Here is a 15,336-nt window from a genome sequence, read left to right on the forward strand (position 1 = left end):
TGCCCGATGACTTAACGCCGCCAGTGACGCAGCAGACGGCTTTTCATGCCGGTATCGAAACGCCAGATATGGTCGAAGATGCGCAGAATACCTGGTTTCCCGTGGGCCGACATAGCCACGGCGTGAAAACGTTGCTGATTATTTCGCTGACGCGTTTTAATGGTCGCGATCACCTCTTCCGGCAGACGCTGGGCAATAAAATCGGAGACGATCACCGCATCGGCTTCCTGCCACAGGACGCCTTCCATACGGGTCACCACGGAAGAGAGGCAGGCTGCCAGATCGGTGCCGCCGCGAAAGCGCTGACTGAGAAAGCGAATCGCCTGTTCCAGCCCGTCATCACCGGTCAGTTCATAGCCGATCACCTCATGCGCAAACAGCATGATGTAGCAGCGACGGCGATCGGCCAGCGCGACTTTCAGCAGCGCCAGACAAAACGCTTTGGCGCAGCGCTCATTGAAGCCACCCATCGAACCCGAGGTATCGACGCAGACGATGAACGGCCCGCGCGGCTGCTCTTCATGCTGCTGGTGGCTGGCCGGACGCATCGTGACCTTTTCATGCCAGGCATCGCCCTGCAGCTTGTAGGTCAGCAGCCGTTTCTCTACCAGCCGCCGGTAAAACTCCAGCTCCAGTTCACTGATACTTAGCGCAGCTAATTCCGGCGGCAGCAGACGCAGCACGTCATCGCTCTGGTGAATGCCGCTGACCTCCTCCGGCACGGCCGCAGGTTCCTGCACCATATGGTGAAAGGCCTCCATAGGGGCATCCTGCGACGGCACCGATTTTGCCTCGCGGCTGCGACCCAGCTGCTGGGCCAGCTTCAGCAGCTCCGGTTGCTGCGCCAGAAAGTCGCCATATTGCAGCATTAGCTGATAGTCGCCAGGCTGCAGTGACGCTTTGCTCATGTCCCACAGCCGACCAGCGGCGGCTTCGTCATCGTCGCCAAGAATCGGTGCCAGCTGACCGCTCAGCGCCATACGCTGCTGAAGTTCCGCCAGCAGGCGTTCGCGCTGCTGCTCCAGCAACGCCTGATTCAGCGTCAGGGTCTGTAAGGTCAGGCTCAGCCGCCAGCGCTGTAGAAAAAGCTGGTGCTGCGCGCTGCTGAGATGGCTGATATCGGTGTGCTGCAGCAGCCGGTTGGCTTCATCCAGAAAAGGGGAAGGCAGGCTTTCAAGCGCCTGAAGTGTGGCATTCAGCTGGTGGCTGAATTCACGATCGCTGAGGAGTTGTACCCGCTGGAACAGCTGAAACTCTTCGGCCAGCGTGGCCGGAACCGGCGTGGCTTTGAGCTCAGCGTTGATCTCCGCTCGCCAGCGTGGCACATCGCGCAACAGCGCTTTTTTCAGCCCGGGAAACTTTTCAAAAAACAGCGCCAGCTGTGGAGACGCCAGCAGGGCAATAATCAGCTCTTCAATCAGTTCGGTTTCACCCACGGAGAGCAGTGTGCTGAGCGTCTCCAGTGGGATCATTTACGCGCCTGTTTCAGCTGTTCCGCCACATCCTGCAGGCTGGTTTCAACCCGCGCCAGCCAGTCATCACTGATAAACAGGCAGCGCTGGTGCTGGCTGAACAGATGACGCTGCGACCGCAGTTCACTCTCCAGTGCATCCAGCGCTTCGGTGATCTCACCGGGCAGTGGCTCGCTGTTGCTGACGCCAGGCAGTGTCAGACGCGACGATTGCAGGCTGACATCACGGATAGCCAGGCAGTGCTGCGCATCCACCTGTAAATCCAGACTCTGCGCAAAGCCAATCCCATTGAGCTTGCCGCGAACCTCGCCCCCTTTCTGCAGCCACTGATTCAGTGCATCACGCGCGATAACCAGATGTGTCACCTGCATGTCATGCAGCATCAGCGGCTTTTGCAGCATCAGCGTCAGTTGCTCATCAGTGAAGGTTTCCGGCAGATCGTAATGGGGTTTGCGACTGAACATCCCACTGTGTTTTTCCAGGGTGATCGCCTGTGCGATGCTCTGTTGCTGCTGCAGAGCCATGCGACGCGCTTTTATCTGATGCAGTTTCAGCAGCATCGGCTGCTGCTGCCAGGCGTGCTGCGTCATCAGCTGATCGATTTCACGCTCCAGCAGTTGCATGGACGCGACGTCGTGCCAGAGGCAATCTTTCAGCAGGATCAGGTCTATCGGCGCAATGGCGCTGCGGCCACTGTAAAAGGCGCTGGCCTGCAGCAGATGAATCGCTTTTTTCCAGCGACGATCGGAAATATAGGGCGCGGCGGGCTGGCTTTCCAGTTGCTGGCGCAGCTGATAAATCAGCTCAAACACCGCATCCGGGAGGCTGACCTGACTGATGCCGAGCTGCCACTGCGCATACTCCTCATCACTGATGCGCAGGGATTCCGCGACCGGATTGGTGTGCTCATCCTGCTGATGGGTCAGCATGCTGCGAAAGTTCTGCTTCTCATGCACATTATCCAGCCACAGGCGGATCAGCATCCGATCATAGAGCGCTTCAAGGCCGCTGTCCGCTTCCGGCATTTCATTGGAGGCGGTGACCAGCAGACGCATCGGAATGGCCTCTTCACTGTCGCCATTGCGGAAGCGGCGTTCGTTGATAGCGGTCAGCAGGGTATTCAGAATCGCCGGGCCGGCTTTCCAGATCTCATCCAGAAAAACAATCTCCGCGTCGGGCAGATAACCTTTAGTGAGGCGCTGATAGCGCCCTTCATCCTTCAGTGCCTGAATGGATAGCGGGCCAAACACCTCTTCCGGTGTGGAGAAACGGGTCATCAGATATTCAAAGGCGCGGGCGTGCTGAAAGGCATATTTCAGGCGGCGGGCAATCAGGCTCTTGGCGATGCCGGGCGGTCCCAGCAGGAATACGCTTTCACCGCTCAGCGCTGCCAGCAGGCAAAGGCGGATGGCATGATGTCGCTCATACAATCCTTTTTCTAACGCATTGCTAAGGCGAGAAATTCTTTCTGCCAAAAGATGGGGTTGAGCCATAATCACTTCAATGTCCTTACGATCGTCGGGCCGCCGCGCTTCAGCAAGCGCCTTACTCTATAGATCATCATGCGTGAAAGCGTTGATAGCTGTCAGCTTTTTTGTTTCATAAGGTTTGCCTGCTTTGAAAGCGGCGCTGATTGACGCTTTAATGCCTGAAACCACCCTGTTACCCTGACAGACAGGCGAAGCGGGTATAGGAATTTTCGGCAAACCGTGCATACTGTGCGCTTTTTGATGGCCTGAGCGAGGGGTTTTTTGCGCCTCTTAGACTCCAACAAAAGATAACTCTATGAGCTCGGATAATAAGCAGTCACTTCGCGGATTAACGCTGGCCGCTATTGGTGTTGTTTACGGGGATATCGGCACCAGTCCGCTGTATACCTTACGTGAATGTCTCTCCGGACAGTTTGGCTTCGGCGTTGAGCGGGAAGCGGTGTTTGGCTTTTTGTCGCTGATTTTCTGGCTGCTGGTGCTGGTGGTATCACTGAAGTACATCAGCTATGTGATGCGTGCCGACAATGCCGGTGAAGGCGGTATTCTGACACTGATGTCGCTGGCGGGCCGCCATACGGGTGCACGCGCCACGGCAGTGCTGGTGATCATGGGCCTGATTGGCGGCAGCTTCTTCTATGGGGAAGTGGTCATCACGCCGGCCATTTCGGTGATGTCAGCCATTGAAGGCCTGGAGATTGCCGCGCCGTCGCTGGATCCCTTTATTGTGCCGATGTCGATTGCGGTGCTGACGCTGCTGTTTGCGATTCAGAAACATGGCACCGGCATGGTGGGAAAACTCTTCGCGCCGGTGATGCTGGTGTGGTTCCTGGTGCTGGCGATCCTGGGGGTCAGTGGCATCATGAAAAACCCGGAAGTGCTGCATGCGCTGAACCCCGCCTATGCGGTCGAGTTCTTCCTGCACTATAAATCTGTCTCATTCTTCGCGCTGGGCGCGGTGGTGCTGGCGATTACCGGGGTTGAAGCGCTGTATGCCGATATGGGTCACTTCGGTAAAGTGCCGATCCGACTGGCCTGGTTCTCGGTGGTGCTGCCGTCGCTGGTCCTGAACTACTTTGGTCAGGGCGCGCTGTTACTCAGCGATCCCAAAGCGATTAAAAACCCCTTCTTCCTGCTGGCACCGGACTGGGCGCTGATCCCGATGCTGATTCTGGCGACGCTGGCCACGGTGATTGCCTCACAGGCGGTGATCTCCGGCGTCTTCTCGCTGACGCGTCAGGCGGTGCGACTGGGCTATCTGCCGGGGATGCGTATCATCCACACCTCTGAGCGCGAATCGGGCCAGATCTATATTCCGGTGATTAACTGGGTACTCTACTTCGCCGTGCTGATTGTGATTATCAGCTTTGAGCATTCAAGTAATCTGGCTGCGGCCTACGGCATAGCTGTTACCGGCACCATGGTGCTGACCGCGATGCTCTCCTGTACCGTGGCGGTTAAAAACTGGCACTGGAATAAGCTGGCGGTTGCCGTCATCCTGGTACTGATGCTCTGTATCGACGTGCCGCTGTTTACCGCCAACCTGGTGAAAATATTCTCTGGTGGCTGGCTGCCGCTCTGTCTCGGCCTGGTGATGTTTATCATTATGACGACGTGGAAAAGCGAACGTTTCCGCCTGCTGCGCCGCATGCACGAGCATGGCAACTCCCTGGAGGCGATGATCGCGTCACTGGAGAAATCGCCGCCGGTTCGCGTGCCGGGCACGGCGGTCTATATGTCGCGTGCACTGAATGTGATTCCGTTTGCCATGCTGCATAACCTCAAGCACAACAAAGTGTTGCATGAGCGGGTGGTGCTGCTGACGTTGCGGACGGAAGATGCGCCTTACGTGCATAACGTGCGTCGCGTGACGATTGAGCAGCTGTCGCCCACCTTCTGGCGGGTGGTGGCCAGCTACGGCTGGCGCGAAACGCCAAACGTCGAGGAGATTTTCCACCGTTGCGGGCTGGAAGGGCTCAACTGCCGCATGATGGAGACATCCTTCTTCATGTCACATGAGTCGCTGATTATCGGCAAACGGCCGTGGTATCTGCGCCTGCGTGGCAAACTCTTCCTGGCGCTGCAGCGCAATGCGCTCCGCGCGCCAGACCAGTTTGAGATCCCGCCAAACCGGGTGATTGAGCTGGGCACCCAGGTCGAAATTTGATCTGCAGCGCCCGCCTTACGGGGTGGGCGCTGACCAGCACAGCGTAACGCATAATCCGCCGCCTGAGCGCTGGCTGAAGCTGACCTGCATCCCGTGCAACTGGGCGATATTGCGGACTATCGATAATCCCAGCCCGCTTCCGCTCTTCTCCTGACCTGGCGGTCGCCAGAAACGTTCACCAAGCCGTTGCAGATCGGCTGCACTCAGACCTTCGCCGTTATCCTCTACCGACAGGCTATTCGCCTGAAGCCGCACATCAACTTCGCTGCCCGCTGGCGTATAGCGAATGGCATTATCCAGCAGATTACGCACCAGCAATGACAGTAACAGCGGATGCCCCTGAATCTGCGGATCGGCGTCAGCATGCAGCCGCAGCGTGACACCCGTTTTATCCGCCAGCGGCAGCTGTGCAGCCAGCGTCTCCTGGACCGTGCGTTTCAGCGCCACCGTTTCGAAGGCGCTGCGTGCATCATCTGCTTCAACCCGTGAGAGCGTCAGCAGCTGATCCACCAGCCGGGTTGCGCGGATAATGCCGGCATCCAGTTGCTGCAGCGCATGGGTTCGCATCACTTCATCATCTGCAGTCAGCTGGATCACCTCGCTTTGCACCTGCAGCGCGGCCAGCGGACTGCGCAGCTCATGTGCGGCATCAGAGGTAAAGCGCCGTTCACGCTGCATCATTGCGCTGATGCGGCTGAACAGACCGTTGAGCGCGACCATCAGCGGCTGCACCTCTTTCGGCACGCGGTCTGCCTGCAGCGGCGTATCATCATCGGGCGCGCGCTGCGCCAGCTGCTGTGCCAGCGTCTTCAGTGGGCGCAGTTCAGACCAGACCAGACCGATCAGCAGCAGCAACATAAAGGGCAGCGCGATCAGCCAGGGCAGCATGCTGGCTTTCATCAGATCCCGCGTCATGTCGTCACGGTATTCGGACTCCTGACCCACTACCACCCGGAACTGCTGGTCGGGCGTAGTCAGCCAGACAAACCGCCAGCGATCGTCATCATTGGTAAGCTGACCCTCATGAAATCCCTGATACTCCGCCTCAAACGGCAGGTAGCGGCCATTGTCACCATCATTCATCACCTGCCTGCCGTCACGCGTGAAGACGGCAAAGGCCAGGGCGTCGTCATCCTGATCGCCGCGATGGTGGCGCAGTATCTCTTTGGTTCTGGGTAGAGTGGCGTTGTCCAGTGAGGAGAAATCCAGCGTCAGCAGACGCTTGGCCAGCAGCATTTGCTGGGTATCGAAGAGCTCATCAAGGGTTTCACGTGTCTGATGCCAGGCACTCAGGCTGGCGCTGGCCCAGCAGATCCCGAGCAGCAGCACAAAACCGATACCCAGCCGCAGAAACAGGCTCATTGATCGCATTCGGCGGCCCCCAGGGTATAACCGACGCCGTGCAGTGTGCGGATAAACTGGCTGCCCAGTTTTTTACGCAGATGATGAATGTGAACTTCTACCGCATTGCTGGAGACATCGGCGTCCCAGTTGTAGAGCTTCTCCTCCAGCTGGCTGCGTGTCAGCACCCGGCCAGGGTTTCGCATAAACAGTTCCAGCAGCGCCAGTTCACGGCTTTTCAGCGCAATCGCCTCACCTTCGCGCATCACACTGTGGCTGCCGGGGATCAGCACCACATTACCGTGCCGGAGTTCGGGCTGCAGCTGGCCATGACGGCGGCGGATCAGCGCCTGTAAGCGAGCAGCCACTTCAGTTAAGGCAAAGGGTTTACACAGATAGTCGTCGGCTCCCAGTTGCAGGCCTTCGACCCGCTGATCGAGCGCATCGCGGGCGGTCAGTATCAGTACCGGTACATCTTTCCCCTGCTGTCGCCACTGCCGCAAAATATCGAGCCCATCCCGCTCGGGCAGTGAGAGGTCCAGGATCACCGCATCCCAGGGCGCGGCCTCCAGCGCGTTAAACCCCGTCTCACCAGAGGTAAACCAGTCAACGCTGAAGCCCAGTTTACTCAGCCCCGCCTTGATACCGTCGCCAATTAAACGATCATCTTCAATCAGTAAAATACGCATCACGTCTCCCTGTTCCGATAGCGCTTTATACGAAGCAACTTCCTGCTTGTACAGCTGATTTCGGCGAAAATAGCTTATTTTTGCCTCTTAAGAAGCTGTTAAGAACTTTATGGTCAACTAAGCTCAACAAGACGAACCACATCATGGAAAAGAGGTGACAAAATGAAAAAGCACGCTGCAATTCTGGCCGTCGTAATGCTGGCTTCTGCCCCGGTTTTCGCTGCACAGCAGGGTGGATTTGTTGATCCCAGTGCGCCAGCCGCACAGACGCAGGCAGCAGCCGGTCAGGGCGGTTTCAGTGCCGATCACACCAGTGTGGTGACCGTAAAGCAGGCTGAAGAGATGAAAGATGACAGCTGGGTCACCGTGCGCGGTAAGCTGGAGAAACAGATCGGCAACGAAGATTATCTGTTCCGCGACCAGACCGGCACCATGAAAGTCGAAATCGACCACAAGCACTGGAACGGCCAGACTATCTCACCTAAAGACAACGTCGAGCTGACGGGGGAACTGGATAAAGATTTCAACAGCATTGAGATGGACGTTAAGCAGGTTAAGAAACTGCCTTAATCCTCTCCTCCGGGGCCGCATTCGCGGCCCTTTTTTCTGCCCGTTCCCCGACTTAATACAAATTTCCCCCCGTGTGAGCGAAACGTTTCGATAACGATCACAGATTTCTTCTTTGCCGGTTGAGTTGATGGCGGCTTTTCATACACTCCTGACAGCGAAACGTTTCGCTGTGGAGTGAAAAGATGAAAAAAGGTCGCTTGTTAAACGCTGAACTCTCTCATGTGATTGCCCGCCTGGGACACACGGATACGCTGACGATTGCTGATGCAGGCTTGCCGATTCCGGCCGGACCGCAGCGCATCGATTTAGCGCTCACGCCGGGCACGCCTGATTTTATGCAGGTGGTTAATGCTGTCGTACTGGAGATGCAGGTAGAGAGCGCCCTGATCGCGGAAGAGATTAAGCAGCATAATCCGCAACTTCATAGCGCGCTTGTCGCCGTGCTCGAAGCCTTGCAACAGCACCAGGGGAATATCATCACCATCAGCTACACCAGTCATGAACAATTCAAACAACAAACGCAGCGTAGTCAGGCGGTCATTCGCAGCGGAGAGTGCTCTCCGTTTGCGAATGTCATCCTCAGCGCCGGTGTGACCTTCTGAGGCCGCTATGCAACCTTTACTGCAACTCGACGGCATTGAAAAATCCTTTCCGGGTGTGAAAGCCCTCAAGGGGGCGTCGCTGAATGTCCGGGCAGGACGCGTGATGGCGCTGGTGGGCGAGAACGGCGCAGGCAAGTCCACCATGATGAAAGTGCTGACCGGCATCTATCAATATGATGCCGGTACGCTGCGCTGGTTGGGCAAAGAGACCCGTTTCAGTGGGCCGAAAGCGTCTCAGGAAGCGGGTATTGGCATCATTCATCAGGAACTGAACCTGATCCCTCAGTTAACCGTGGCGGAGAATATTTTCCTCGGCCGCGAATATGTCAGCCGTTTTGGCCGTATCCAGTGGCCGCGTATGTATGCCGAAGCCGATGCGCTGCTTAAACGACTTAATCTGCGCTTCAACAGCCACAAGCTGGTGGGGGATTTGTCGATTGGCGATCAGCAGATGGTCGAAATCGCCAAAGTCCTGAGCTTTGAGTCGCAGGTGATCATCATGGATGAGCCGACCGATGCGCTGACTGATACCGAAACGCTGTCGCTGTTCCGGGTGATCAACGAACTGAAAGCGCAGGGCTGCGGCATCGTCTATATCTCGCATCGCATGAAAGAGATCTTTGAGATCTGCGATGACGTCACGGTGTTCCGCGACGGTCAGTTTATTGCTGAACGCCCGGTCAGCGAGCTGACGGAAGAGAGCCTGATCGAAATGATGGTCGGCCGTAAGCTGGAAGATCAATATCCCCATATTGATCAGGCACCAGGCGACGTGCGGCTGAAAGTGGAGAACGTCAGCGGACCGGGCGTGGATAACGTCAGTTTCAGCCTGCGTAAAGGTGAAATCCTCGGCGTTTCCGGCCTGATGGGCGCGGGCCGTACCGAACTGATGAAGGTGCTTTACGGCGCCCTGCCGCGTCGCGAGGGCACACTGTGGCTCAATGGTCGGGAAGTGGTGACGCGCTCACCGCAGGATGGGCTGGCTAACGGCATCGTCTATATCTCCGAAGATCGTAAGCGTGATGGCCTGGTGCTGGGCATGTCAGTAAAAGAGAACATGTCGCTGACAGCGTTAGGCTATTTCAGTCACGGCAGCGGCACGCTGAAACACGCGGCAGAGCAGCTGGCGGTGGGCGATTTTATCCGGCTGTTTAACGTTAAAACGCCTTCAATGGAGCAGCCCATCGGTCTGCTTTCGGGCGGCAACCAGCAGAAAGTGGCGATTGCCCGCGGTCTGATGACCCGGCCTAACGTACTGATTCTGGACGAACCGACACGCGGTGTGGATGTCGGCGCGAAGAAAGAGATCTATCAACTGATTAACCAGTTTAAAGCCGAAGGGCTGAGCATCATTCTGGTCTCCTCGGAAATGCCGGAAGTGCTGGGCATGAGCGATCGGATTCTGGTGATGCATGAAGGCCGTATCAGCGGCGAATTTACCCGAGAAGAAGCCACTCAGGAGAGCCTGATGGCAGCCGCCGTAGGCAAGCAACACAGCGAGGATTTAGTGGTATGACGACCCAAACTTTACCTGCCAGCCGTCGCTGGTTTAGCAAAAGCTGGCTACTGGAACAGAAGTCGCTGATTGCGCTGATGGTGCTGATCGCCGTGGTGGCCAGCCAGAGCCCGAACTTCTTTACCGTGGCGAACCTGTTCAACATTCTGCAGCAGACCTCGGTTAACGCCATTATGGCGGTCGGAATGACGCTGGTGATCCTCACTTCTGGTATCGATCTCTCTGTGGGATCGCTGCTGGCCCTGACTGGCGCGGTGGGTGCATCACTGGTGGGTATGGAGGTCAATGCCCTGGTCGCGGTGGCGGCGTCGCTGGCGCTGGGGGCGGCAATCGGTGCCCTGACCGGCACCATTGTGGCGCGCGGCAAGGTGCAGGCGTTTATCGCCACGCTGGTCATGATGCTGCTGCTGCGCGGTGTCACCATGGTCTACACCGACGGCAGTCCGGTTAACACGGGTTTTAATGCCAATGCTGATCTGCTGGGCTGGTTTGGTATTGGTCGTCCGCTGGGTATCCCTGCGCCGGTCTGGCTGATGGCGCTGGTCTTTATTGCTGCCTGGTACATGCTGCAGCACACCCGTCTGGGTCGCTATATCTATGCGCTTGGCGGTAATGAAGCGGCAACGCGTCTCTCCGGCATCAATGTGAATCGCGTCAAAATCATCGTCTATTCACTGAGTGGCATGCTGGCGGCGCTGGCAGGCACCATTGAAGTGGCGCGTCTTTCTTCGGCACAGCCGACAGCGGGTACCGGCTATGAGCTGGATGCGATTGCTGCGGTCGTGCTGGGCGGAACCAGCCTGGCAGGCGGTAAAGGGCGTATTTTCGGCACCCTGATTGGCGCACTGATCCTCGGCTTCCTTAACAACGGCCTGAACCTGATGGGCGTCTCTTCGTACTACCAGATGATCGTTAAGGCGGTAGTAATCCTGCTGGCGGTGCTGGTAGATAATAAAAGCAGTAAATAACTCTGATCTTACACAGGATGACATGATGAAAAAGTTAACCGCACTGGCCGTGATCCTTGGCGCAACGCTCAGTACCAGCGCTATGGCCAAAGATACTATCGCGCTGGTGGTTTCAACCCTGAACAACCCGTTCTTTGTTTCGCTGAAAGAGGGTGCGCAGAAAGAAGCGGATAAACTGGGCTACAACCTGGTGGTGCTGGATTCACAAAACAACCCGGCGAAAGAGCTGGCTAACGTGCAGGATCTGACGGTTCGCGGCACCAAACTGCTGCTGATCAACCCAACCGACTCTGATGCTGTGGGCAATGCGGTGAAGATGGCTAACCAGGCGAACATCCCGGTTATCACGCTGGATCGCGTTGCGGCACAGGGTACCGTTGTCAGCCACGTCGCTTCCGATAACCGTTTCGGCGGTAAAATGGCCGGCGACTTCATCGCCAAAAAAGTCGGCGAAAACGCCAGAATTATTGAACTGCAGGGCATTGCCGGGACTTCTGCCGCCCGTGAACGTGGCGAAGGCTTCAAACAGGCCGCTGATGCGCACAAATTCCAGATCCTCGCCAGCCAGCCTGCCGATTTTGACCGTACCAAAGGTCTGAACGTCATGCAGAACCTGCTTCAGGCACACCCGGACGTTCAGGCCGTATTCGCTCAGAACGACGAAATGGCGCTGGGTGCACTGCGTGCGCTGCAGACCGCCGGTAAAACCGGTGTGATCGTCGTTGGTTTTGACGGTACTGCCGATGGCGTTAAAGCGGTAGAAGGTGGCAAACTGTCTGCGACCGTGGCACAGATGCCAGACAAAATTGGCATGATCGGCGTAGATACCGCTGATAAAGTGCTGAAGGGTGAAAAAGTGAAGGCGATCAACCCGGTCGACCTGAAGCTGGTCACTCAATAACTCAAAGAAAAGCAGGGCACTGCGCCACCCTCCTGGTGGCGCACTTATTCCGGACTCCCCTAATGAGCAAAAACGCAAAACTGGCCGTTCTTGGCAGCATTAACGCTGACCACATCCTTAATCTGGCGCACTTTCCTCGTCCCGGTGAAACGGTGATCGGGCAGAATTATCAGATTGCGTTTGGCGGTAAGGGTGCGAATCAGGCTGTCGCCGCCGGTCGTGCTGGTGCCGATATCGCATTTATCGCCTGTGTGGGCGCTGACGACATTGGTGAACGTGTTCGTCAGCAACTGGCCCGGGACAATATTGATACTACGCCGGTCGAAGTGGTTGAGGGTGAGTCGACCGGTGTGGCGATGATTTTCGTCAATGGCGACGGTGAGAACAACATCGGTATCTACTCCGGTGCAAACGCGGCGTTAACACCCGCCTGCGTGACGCGCCATCAGCAGGTTATCGCCGACGCCGATGCACTTTTAATGCAGCTGGAATCACCGCTGGAAAGTGTGCTGGCCGCCGCGACGCTTGCCCGACAGCATCAGACGCAGGTTATTCTCAATCCTGCACCCGCCACTCAGCTTTCAGATGAACTGCTGGCGTTGATCGACATTATTACCCCGAATGAAACCGAAGCCGAGAGTCTGACCGGCATTGCGGTCAGCAACGATGAAGATGCCGCCCGCGCTGCGGCAGTGCTGCATGCGAAAGGTATCGGCACGGTACTGATTACTCTGGGTCGCCGCGGTGTCTGGCTGAGTGAGCAGGGAGATGGTCAGCGTATTGCTGGCTTCAGCGTTAAAGCTATCGACACCATCGCGGCGGGCGATACCTTTAATGGCGCCTTTATTACCGCGCGGCTGGAGCAGAAAACGATGTATGACGCGGTGCGGTTTGCCCATGCCGCCGCTGCTATCGCCGTTACGCGCTCGGGTGCGCAGCCCTCCGTGCCGTGGCGCGCGGAGATCGATGAATTTTTGCAGCAGCAGGGCTAAGCATTTGAGCACTATGAAAGATGTCGCTCGCCTGGCGGGCGTCTCTACCTCCACTGTCTCGCACGTTATCAATAACAATCGCTTTGTTAGTGAAGGCGTGCGCGAAAAAGTTGAGCAGGCCATCCGCCATCTGAACTACGCCCCCTCTGCGCTGGCGCGCAGTCTGAAAATCAATCAGACGCACACGATCGGTATGTTGCTGACCACCAGTAGTAACCCATTTTATGCCGAAGTGGTGCGGGGCGTGGAGGAGAGCTGCTATCAGCGTGGCTACAGCCTGATTCTCTGTAACACGGCAGGCGATGAAGAGCGGATGAACCGCAGCCTGGAAACGCTGATGCAGAAGCGCGTCGACGGTTTATTGATCATGTGTACGGAAAGCCACCTGCCCTCGGCCGACATTCTGAACCGTTATCCCTCTATACCTGCCGTTATGATGGACTGGGCGCCGTTTGAAGGCCGTGGTGACATTATTCAGGATAACGCGCTGCTGGGCGGGGAGATGGCGACTCAGCATCTTATCGACAGTGGTTATACCCGCATCGCCTGTATCGCCGGTCCACAGGACAAAACCCCGGCTCGTATGCGTCTGGAAGGTTATCGCAACGCCATGATAAAGAGTGGCCTGGCGATTCTGCCCGGCTATGTGGTGAATGGTGACTTTGAATTCCAGGGAGGCTACAACGGGATGGTCGAACTGCTGGCGCTGGAAACGCCGCCGGAAGCGGTTTTCACCAGCAACGATGCCATGGCGGTGGGCGTTTATCACGCACTCTATCAGGCCGGCATGCAGGTTCCGCAGCAGATGGCGGTAATGGGATATGACGATATCGAACTGGCGCGCTATCTCACTCCGCCACTGAGTACCATTCATCAGCCGAAAGATGCGCTGGGTGAACTGGCGATAGACACCCTGCTCTATCGTCTCAGCAATCCCGACGCCAGTCAGCAAACGCTGGTGCTGACGCCGGAACTGGTGGTGCGTGGATCGGTTTAGCGCTTTTTCTTTTTGTCGCGATTACTAATCAGATTACGACCATCGCCGTTTTTCAGCAGCATAAAGGTCAGCGCCGACAGTACTGTTACCACGCCCATGGTCAGAAACGTGGCGTGGAACTGTGAAATGGTGCTGGTTTCAAACTCCTGGTAGAAGCGCAGCACCGCGGCGCTGACGGCCACACCAAAACTGATCGCTAGCTGCTGAGTCACGGCCAGCACGCTGTTACCGCCGCTGGCGTTATCATCATTCAGATCGGCCAGGGTGATGGTATTCATGGCGGTAAACTGCGTAGACATGGCCATGCCGAGAATAAACAGCGGAAGTAATAGCACAATGATGCTTTCAGCGGGCGACTGCAGAGAGAAGCTGGCGATCAGAATGCCAATAATGGCGGTAATGCCAACCAGCAGGCGGCGATAACCCAGCCAGCGCAGCAGTTGCGTCACCGTCGACTTCGCCAGTATTGAACCAATGGCGATGGGTGCCATCATGCAGCCCGCGATAATCGCTGAATAACCAAAGCCGACCTGCAACATGAGCGGCATCAAAAAGGGCACACAGCCGGTGCCAAGACGTGACGCGATGTTGCCACCGATGCCCACTGAGAACGTCCGGGTTTTAAACATCGGCAGATTGATCAGTGGCGAAGGGTGATTTCGGGCATGCACTATATAAAGAAGCAAAAGCACAATCCCGCTGAGTAATATCCCGCCCGCCAGCCAGGCGGAAACAATCCGCTCGCCAAACAGCTCAATCCCAATCGAGATCATCACCAGTCCGGCCCCGAACAATAAGAAGCCGAAAAAGTCGAAGCGGCGCTTCGGCGTGGTGAAGTCCGGCATATATTTGCGTGCGTAGATAATGCCGAGAATGCCAATCGGGATATTAATCAGGAAGATCCAGTGCCAGGTCGCGTAGGTCACCAGCACGCCGCCCAGCATTGGCCCCAGTATCGGGCCAACTAATCCCGGCATGGTGACAAAGTTGAGCACCGGCAACAGCTCACTGCGCGGATAGGCGCGTAACAGCGCCAGTCGCGCGACCGGCATCATCATTGCGCCACCGACGCCCTGTATGATGCGCGAGATGACCAGTACTTGGAGTGTGGGAGAAAGTGCACAAGCCAGCGAGCCGAGGGTGAACAGCGAAACGGCAACGATAAATACCTTGCGCGTGCCGTAGCGATCGGCGAGCCAGCCGCTGACCGGAATCAACATAGCAACAGTCAGGGTGTAACTGATGACGGCGGATTGCATGGCCAGAGGAGAACGGTCGAGGCTGGTGGCGATAGCGGGCAGGGCTGTATTCAGTATGGTGGCGTCGAGTGACTGCATGAAAAAGGCCATGGCAGCTATCCATGGCAAACCAGCCATGCTGCGCGCGGATTTTATCATTGAGTGTCCTTCCTGAGGTTATCCTGCGACAAGAAGCAAAATAATAGCACCCGCATTAAGCAACGGCAGGTCTCTTTACAACGTTTAATGGCGATTTTTGTGCGTTATTCCGTCATGAAACGTCTCTTTTTAAGCCGTTCGTTTAAAAAAGATGCGCTCAGCAAATTAATTCAAAGAAACGCTTGTCAGCCCGCGGAAACTCCCTATAATGCGCCTCCATCGACACGGAACACCGGC

At 56.7% G+C, this 15,336-nt stretch carries 13 protein-coding genes; 8 read left to right on the forward strand and 5 right to left on the reverse strand.

Going from position 1 to position 15,336, the window contains the following annotated elements; all coding sequences use genetic code 11:
• Positions 1 to 11: 11 nt before the first annotated feature.
• Together viaA and ravA are read right to left on the reverse strand one after the other, a co-directional pair.
• Positions 12 to 1,472: an ATPase RavA stimulator ViaA gene (viaA, locus tag FOV68_RS18250; protein ID WP_143991315.1), complete on the reverse strand. Its 1,461-nt coding sequence runs from the start codon at positions 1,470 to 1,472 to the stop codon at positions 12 to 14.
• Positions 1,469 to 2,965, reverse strand: coding sequence for an ATPase RavA (gene ravA / locus FOV68_RS18255; RefSeq protein WP_031590986.1), 1,497 nt, complete (start codon positions 2,963 to 2,965; stop codon positions 1,469 to 1,471). The genes viaA and ravA overlap by 4 nt, the downstream gene beginning before the upstream one ends.
• A gap of 292 nt (positions 2,966 to 3,257) precedes the next feature.
• Here ravA and kup point away from each other — a divergent pair, with 292 nt between their 5' ends.
• A complete protein-coding gene (gene kup / locus FOV68_RS18260; protein ID WP_010258849.1) occupies positions 3,258 to 5,126 on the forward strand; it encodes a low affinity potassium transporter Kup in 1,869 nt (622 codons plus the stop codon).
• Between the two features lie 15 nt (positions 5,127 to 5,141).
• Here the strand turns inward: kup and qseC are convergent, their stop codons facing one another.
• Both qseC and qseB read right to left on the reverse strand, forming a co-directional pair.
• Entirely contained in the window at positions 5,142 to 6,497 is a 1,356-nt protein-coding gene (gene qseC, locus FOV68_RS18265) for a quorum sensing histidine kinase QseC (RefSeq protein WP_143991316.1), read from the reverse strand.
• Positions 6,485 to 7,156, reverse strand: coding sequence for a quorum sensing response regulator transcription factor QseB (gene qseB / locus FOV68_RS18270; protein WP_031590982.1), 672 nt, complete (start codon positions 7,154 to 7,156; stop codon positions 6,485 to 6,487). The genes qseC and qseB overlap by 13 nt, the downstream gene beginning before the upstream one ends.
• A 162-nt stretch (positions 7,157 to 7,318) precedes the next feature.
• Between qseB and FOV68_RS18275 the strand changes: the two genes are divergently transcribed.
• The 7 genes from FOV68_RS18275 to rbsR all read left to right on the forward strand — a co-directional run bounded on the left by FOV68_RS18275 (position 7,319) and on the right by rbsR (position 13,702).
• Positions 7,319 to 7,726 carry a YgiW/YdeI family stress tolerance OB fold protein gene (locus FOV68_RS18275; RefSeq protein WP_010258845.1) on the forward strand — a complete coding sequence of 136 codons (408 nt, stop codon included), beginning with the start codon at positions 7,319 to 7,321 and terminating at the stop codon, positions 7,724 to 7,726.
• A gap of 182 nt (positions 7,727 to 7,908) precedes the next feature.
• Positions 7,909 to 8,328 (forward strand): D-ribose pyranase, encoded by a 420-nt coding sequence (rbsD, locus tag FOV68_RS18280; protein WP_031590980.1) that lies wholly within the window; start codon positions 7,909 to 7,911, stop codon positions 8,326 to 8,328.
• A gap of 7 nt (positions 8,329 to 8,335) precedes the next feature.
• Entirely contained in the window at positions 8,336 to 9,844 is a 1,509-nt protein-coding gene (gene rbsA, locus FOV68_RS18285; protein ID WP_010672182.1) for a ribose ABC transporter ATP-binding protein RbsA, read from the forward strand.
• Positions 9,841 to 10,812, forward strand: coding sequence for a ribose ABC transporter permease (gene rbsC / locus FOV68_RS18290; RefSeq protein WP_010258841.1), 972 nt, complete (start codon positions 9,841 to 9,843; stop codon positions 10,810 to 10,812). The genes rbsA and rbsC overlap by 4 nt, the downstream gene beginning before the upstream one ends.
• Positions 10,813 to 10,837: 25 nt before the next feature.
• Positions 10,838 to 11,713 carry a ribose ABC transporter substrate-binding protein RbsB gene (gene rbsB, locus FOV68_RS18295; protein WP_031590976.1) on the forward strand — a complete coding sequence of 292 codons (876 nt, stop codon included), beginning with the start codon at positions 10,838 to 10,840 and terminating at the stop codon, positions 11,711 to 11,713.
• 62 nt (positions 11,714 to 11,775) lie between these two features.
• Positions 11,776 to 12,705 (forward strand): ribokinase, encoded by a 930-nt coding sequence (rbsK, locus tag FOV68_RS18300; protein ID WP_143991317.1) that lies wholly within the window; start codon positions 11,776 to 11,778, stop codon positions 12,703 to 12,705.
• A gap of 4 nt (positions 12,706 to 12,709) precedes the next feature.
• Positions 12,710 to 13,702 carry a ribose operon transcriptional repressor RbsR gene (gene rbsR, locus FOV68_RS18305; protein ID WP_370513293.1) on the forward strand — a complete coding sequence of 331 codons (993 nt, stop codon included), beginning with the start codon at positions 12,710 to 12,712 and terminating at the stop codon, positions 13,700 to 13,702.
• Here rbsR and mdtD read toward each other — a convergent pair.
• On the reverse strand, positions 13,699 to 15,099 hold the full coding sequence (mdtD, locus tag FOV68_RS18310; protein ID WP_031590970.1) for a multidrug transporter subunit MdtD: 1,401 nt from the start codon (positions 15,097 to 15,099) through the stop codon (positions 13,699 to 13,701). The genes rbsR and mdtD overlap by 4 nt on opposite strands.
• Positions 15,100 to 15,336 lie beyond the last annotated feature (237 nt).

The sequence above is a fragment of the Pantoea sp. paga genome, from assembly GCF_007558755.1.
Taxonomy (GTDB): domain Bacteria; phylum Pseudomonadota; class Gammaproteobacteria; order Enterobacterales; family Enterobacteriaceae; genus Pantoea; species Pantoea agglomerans.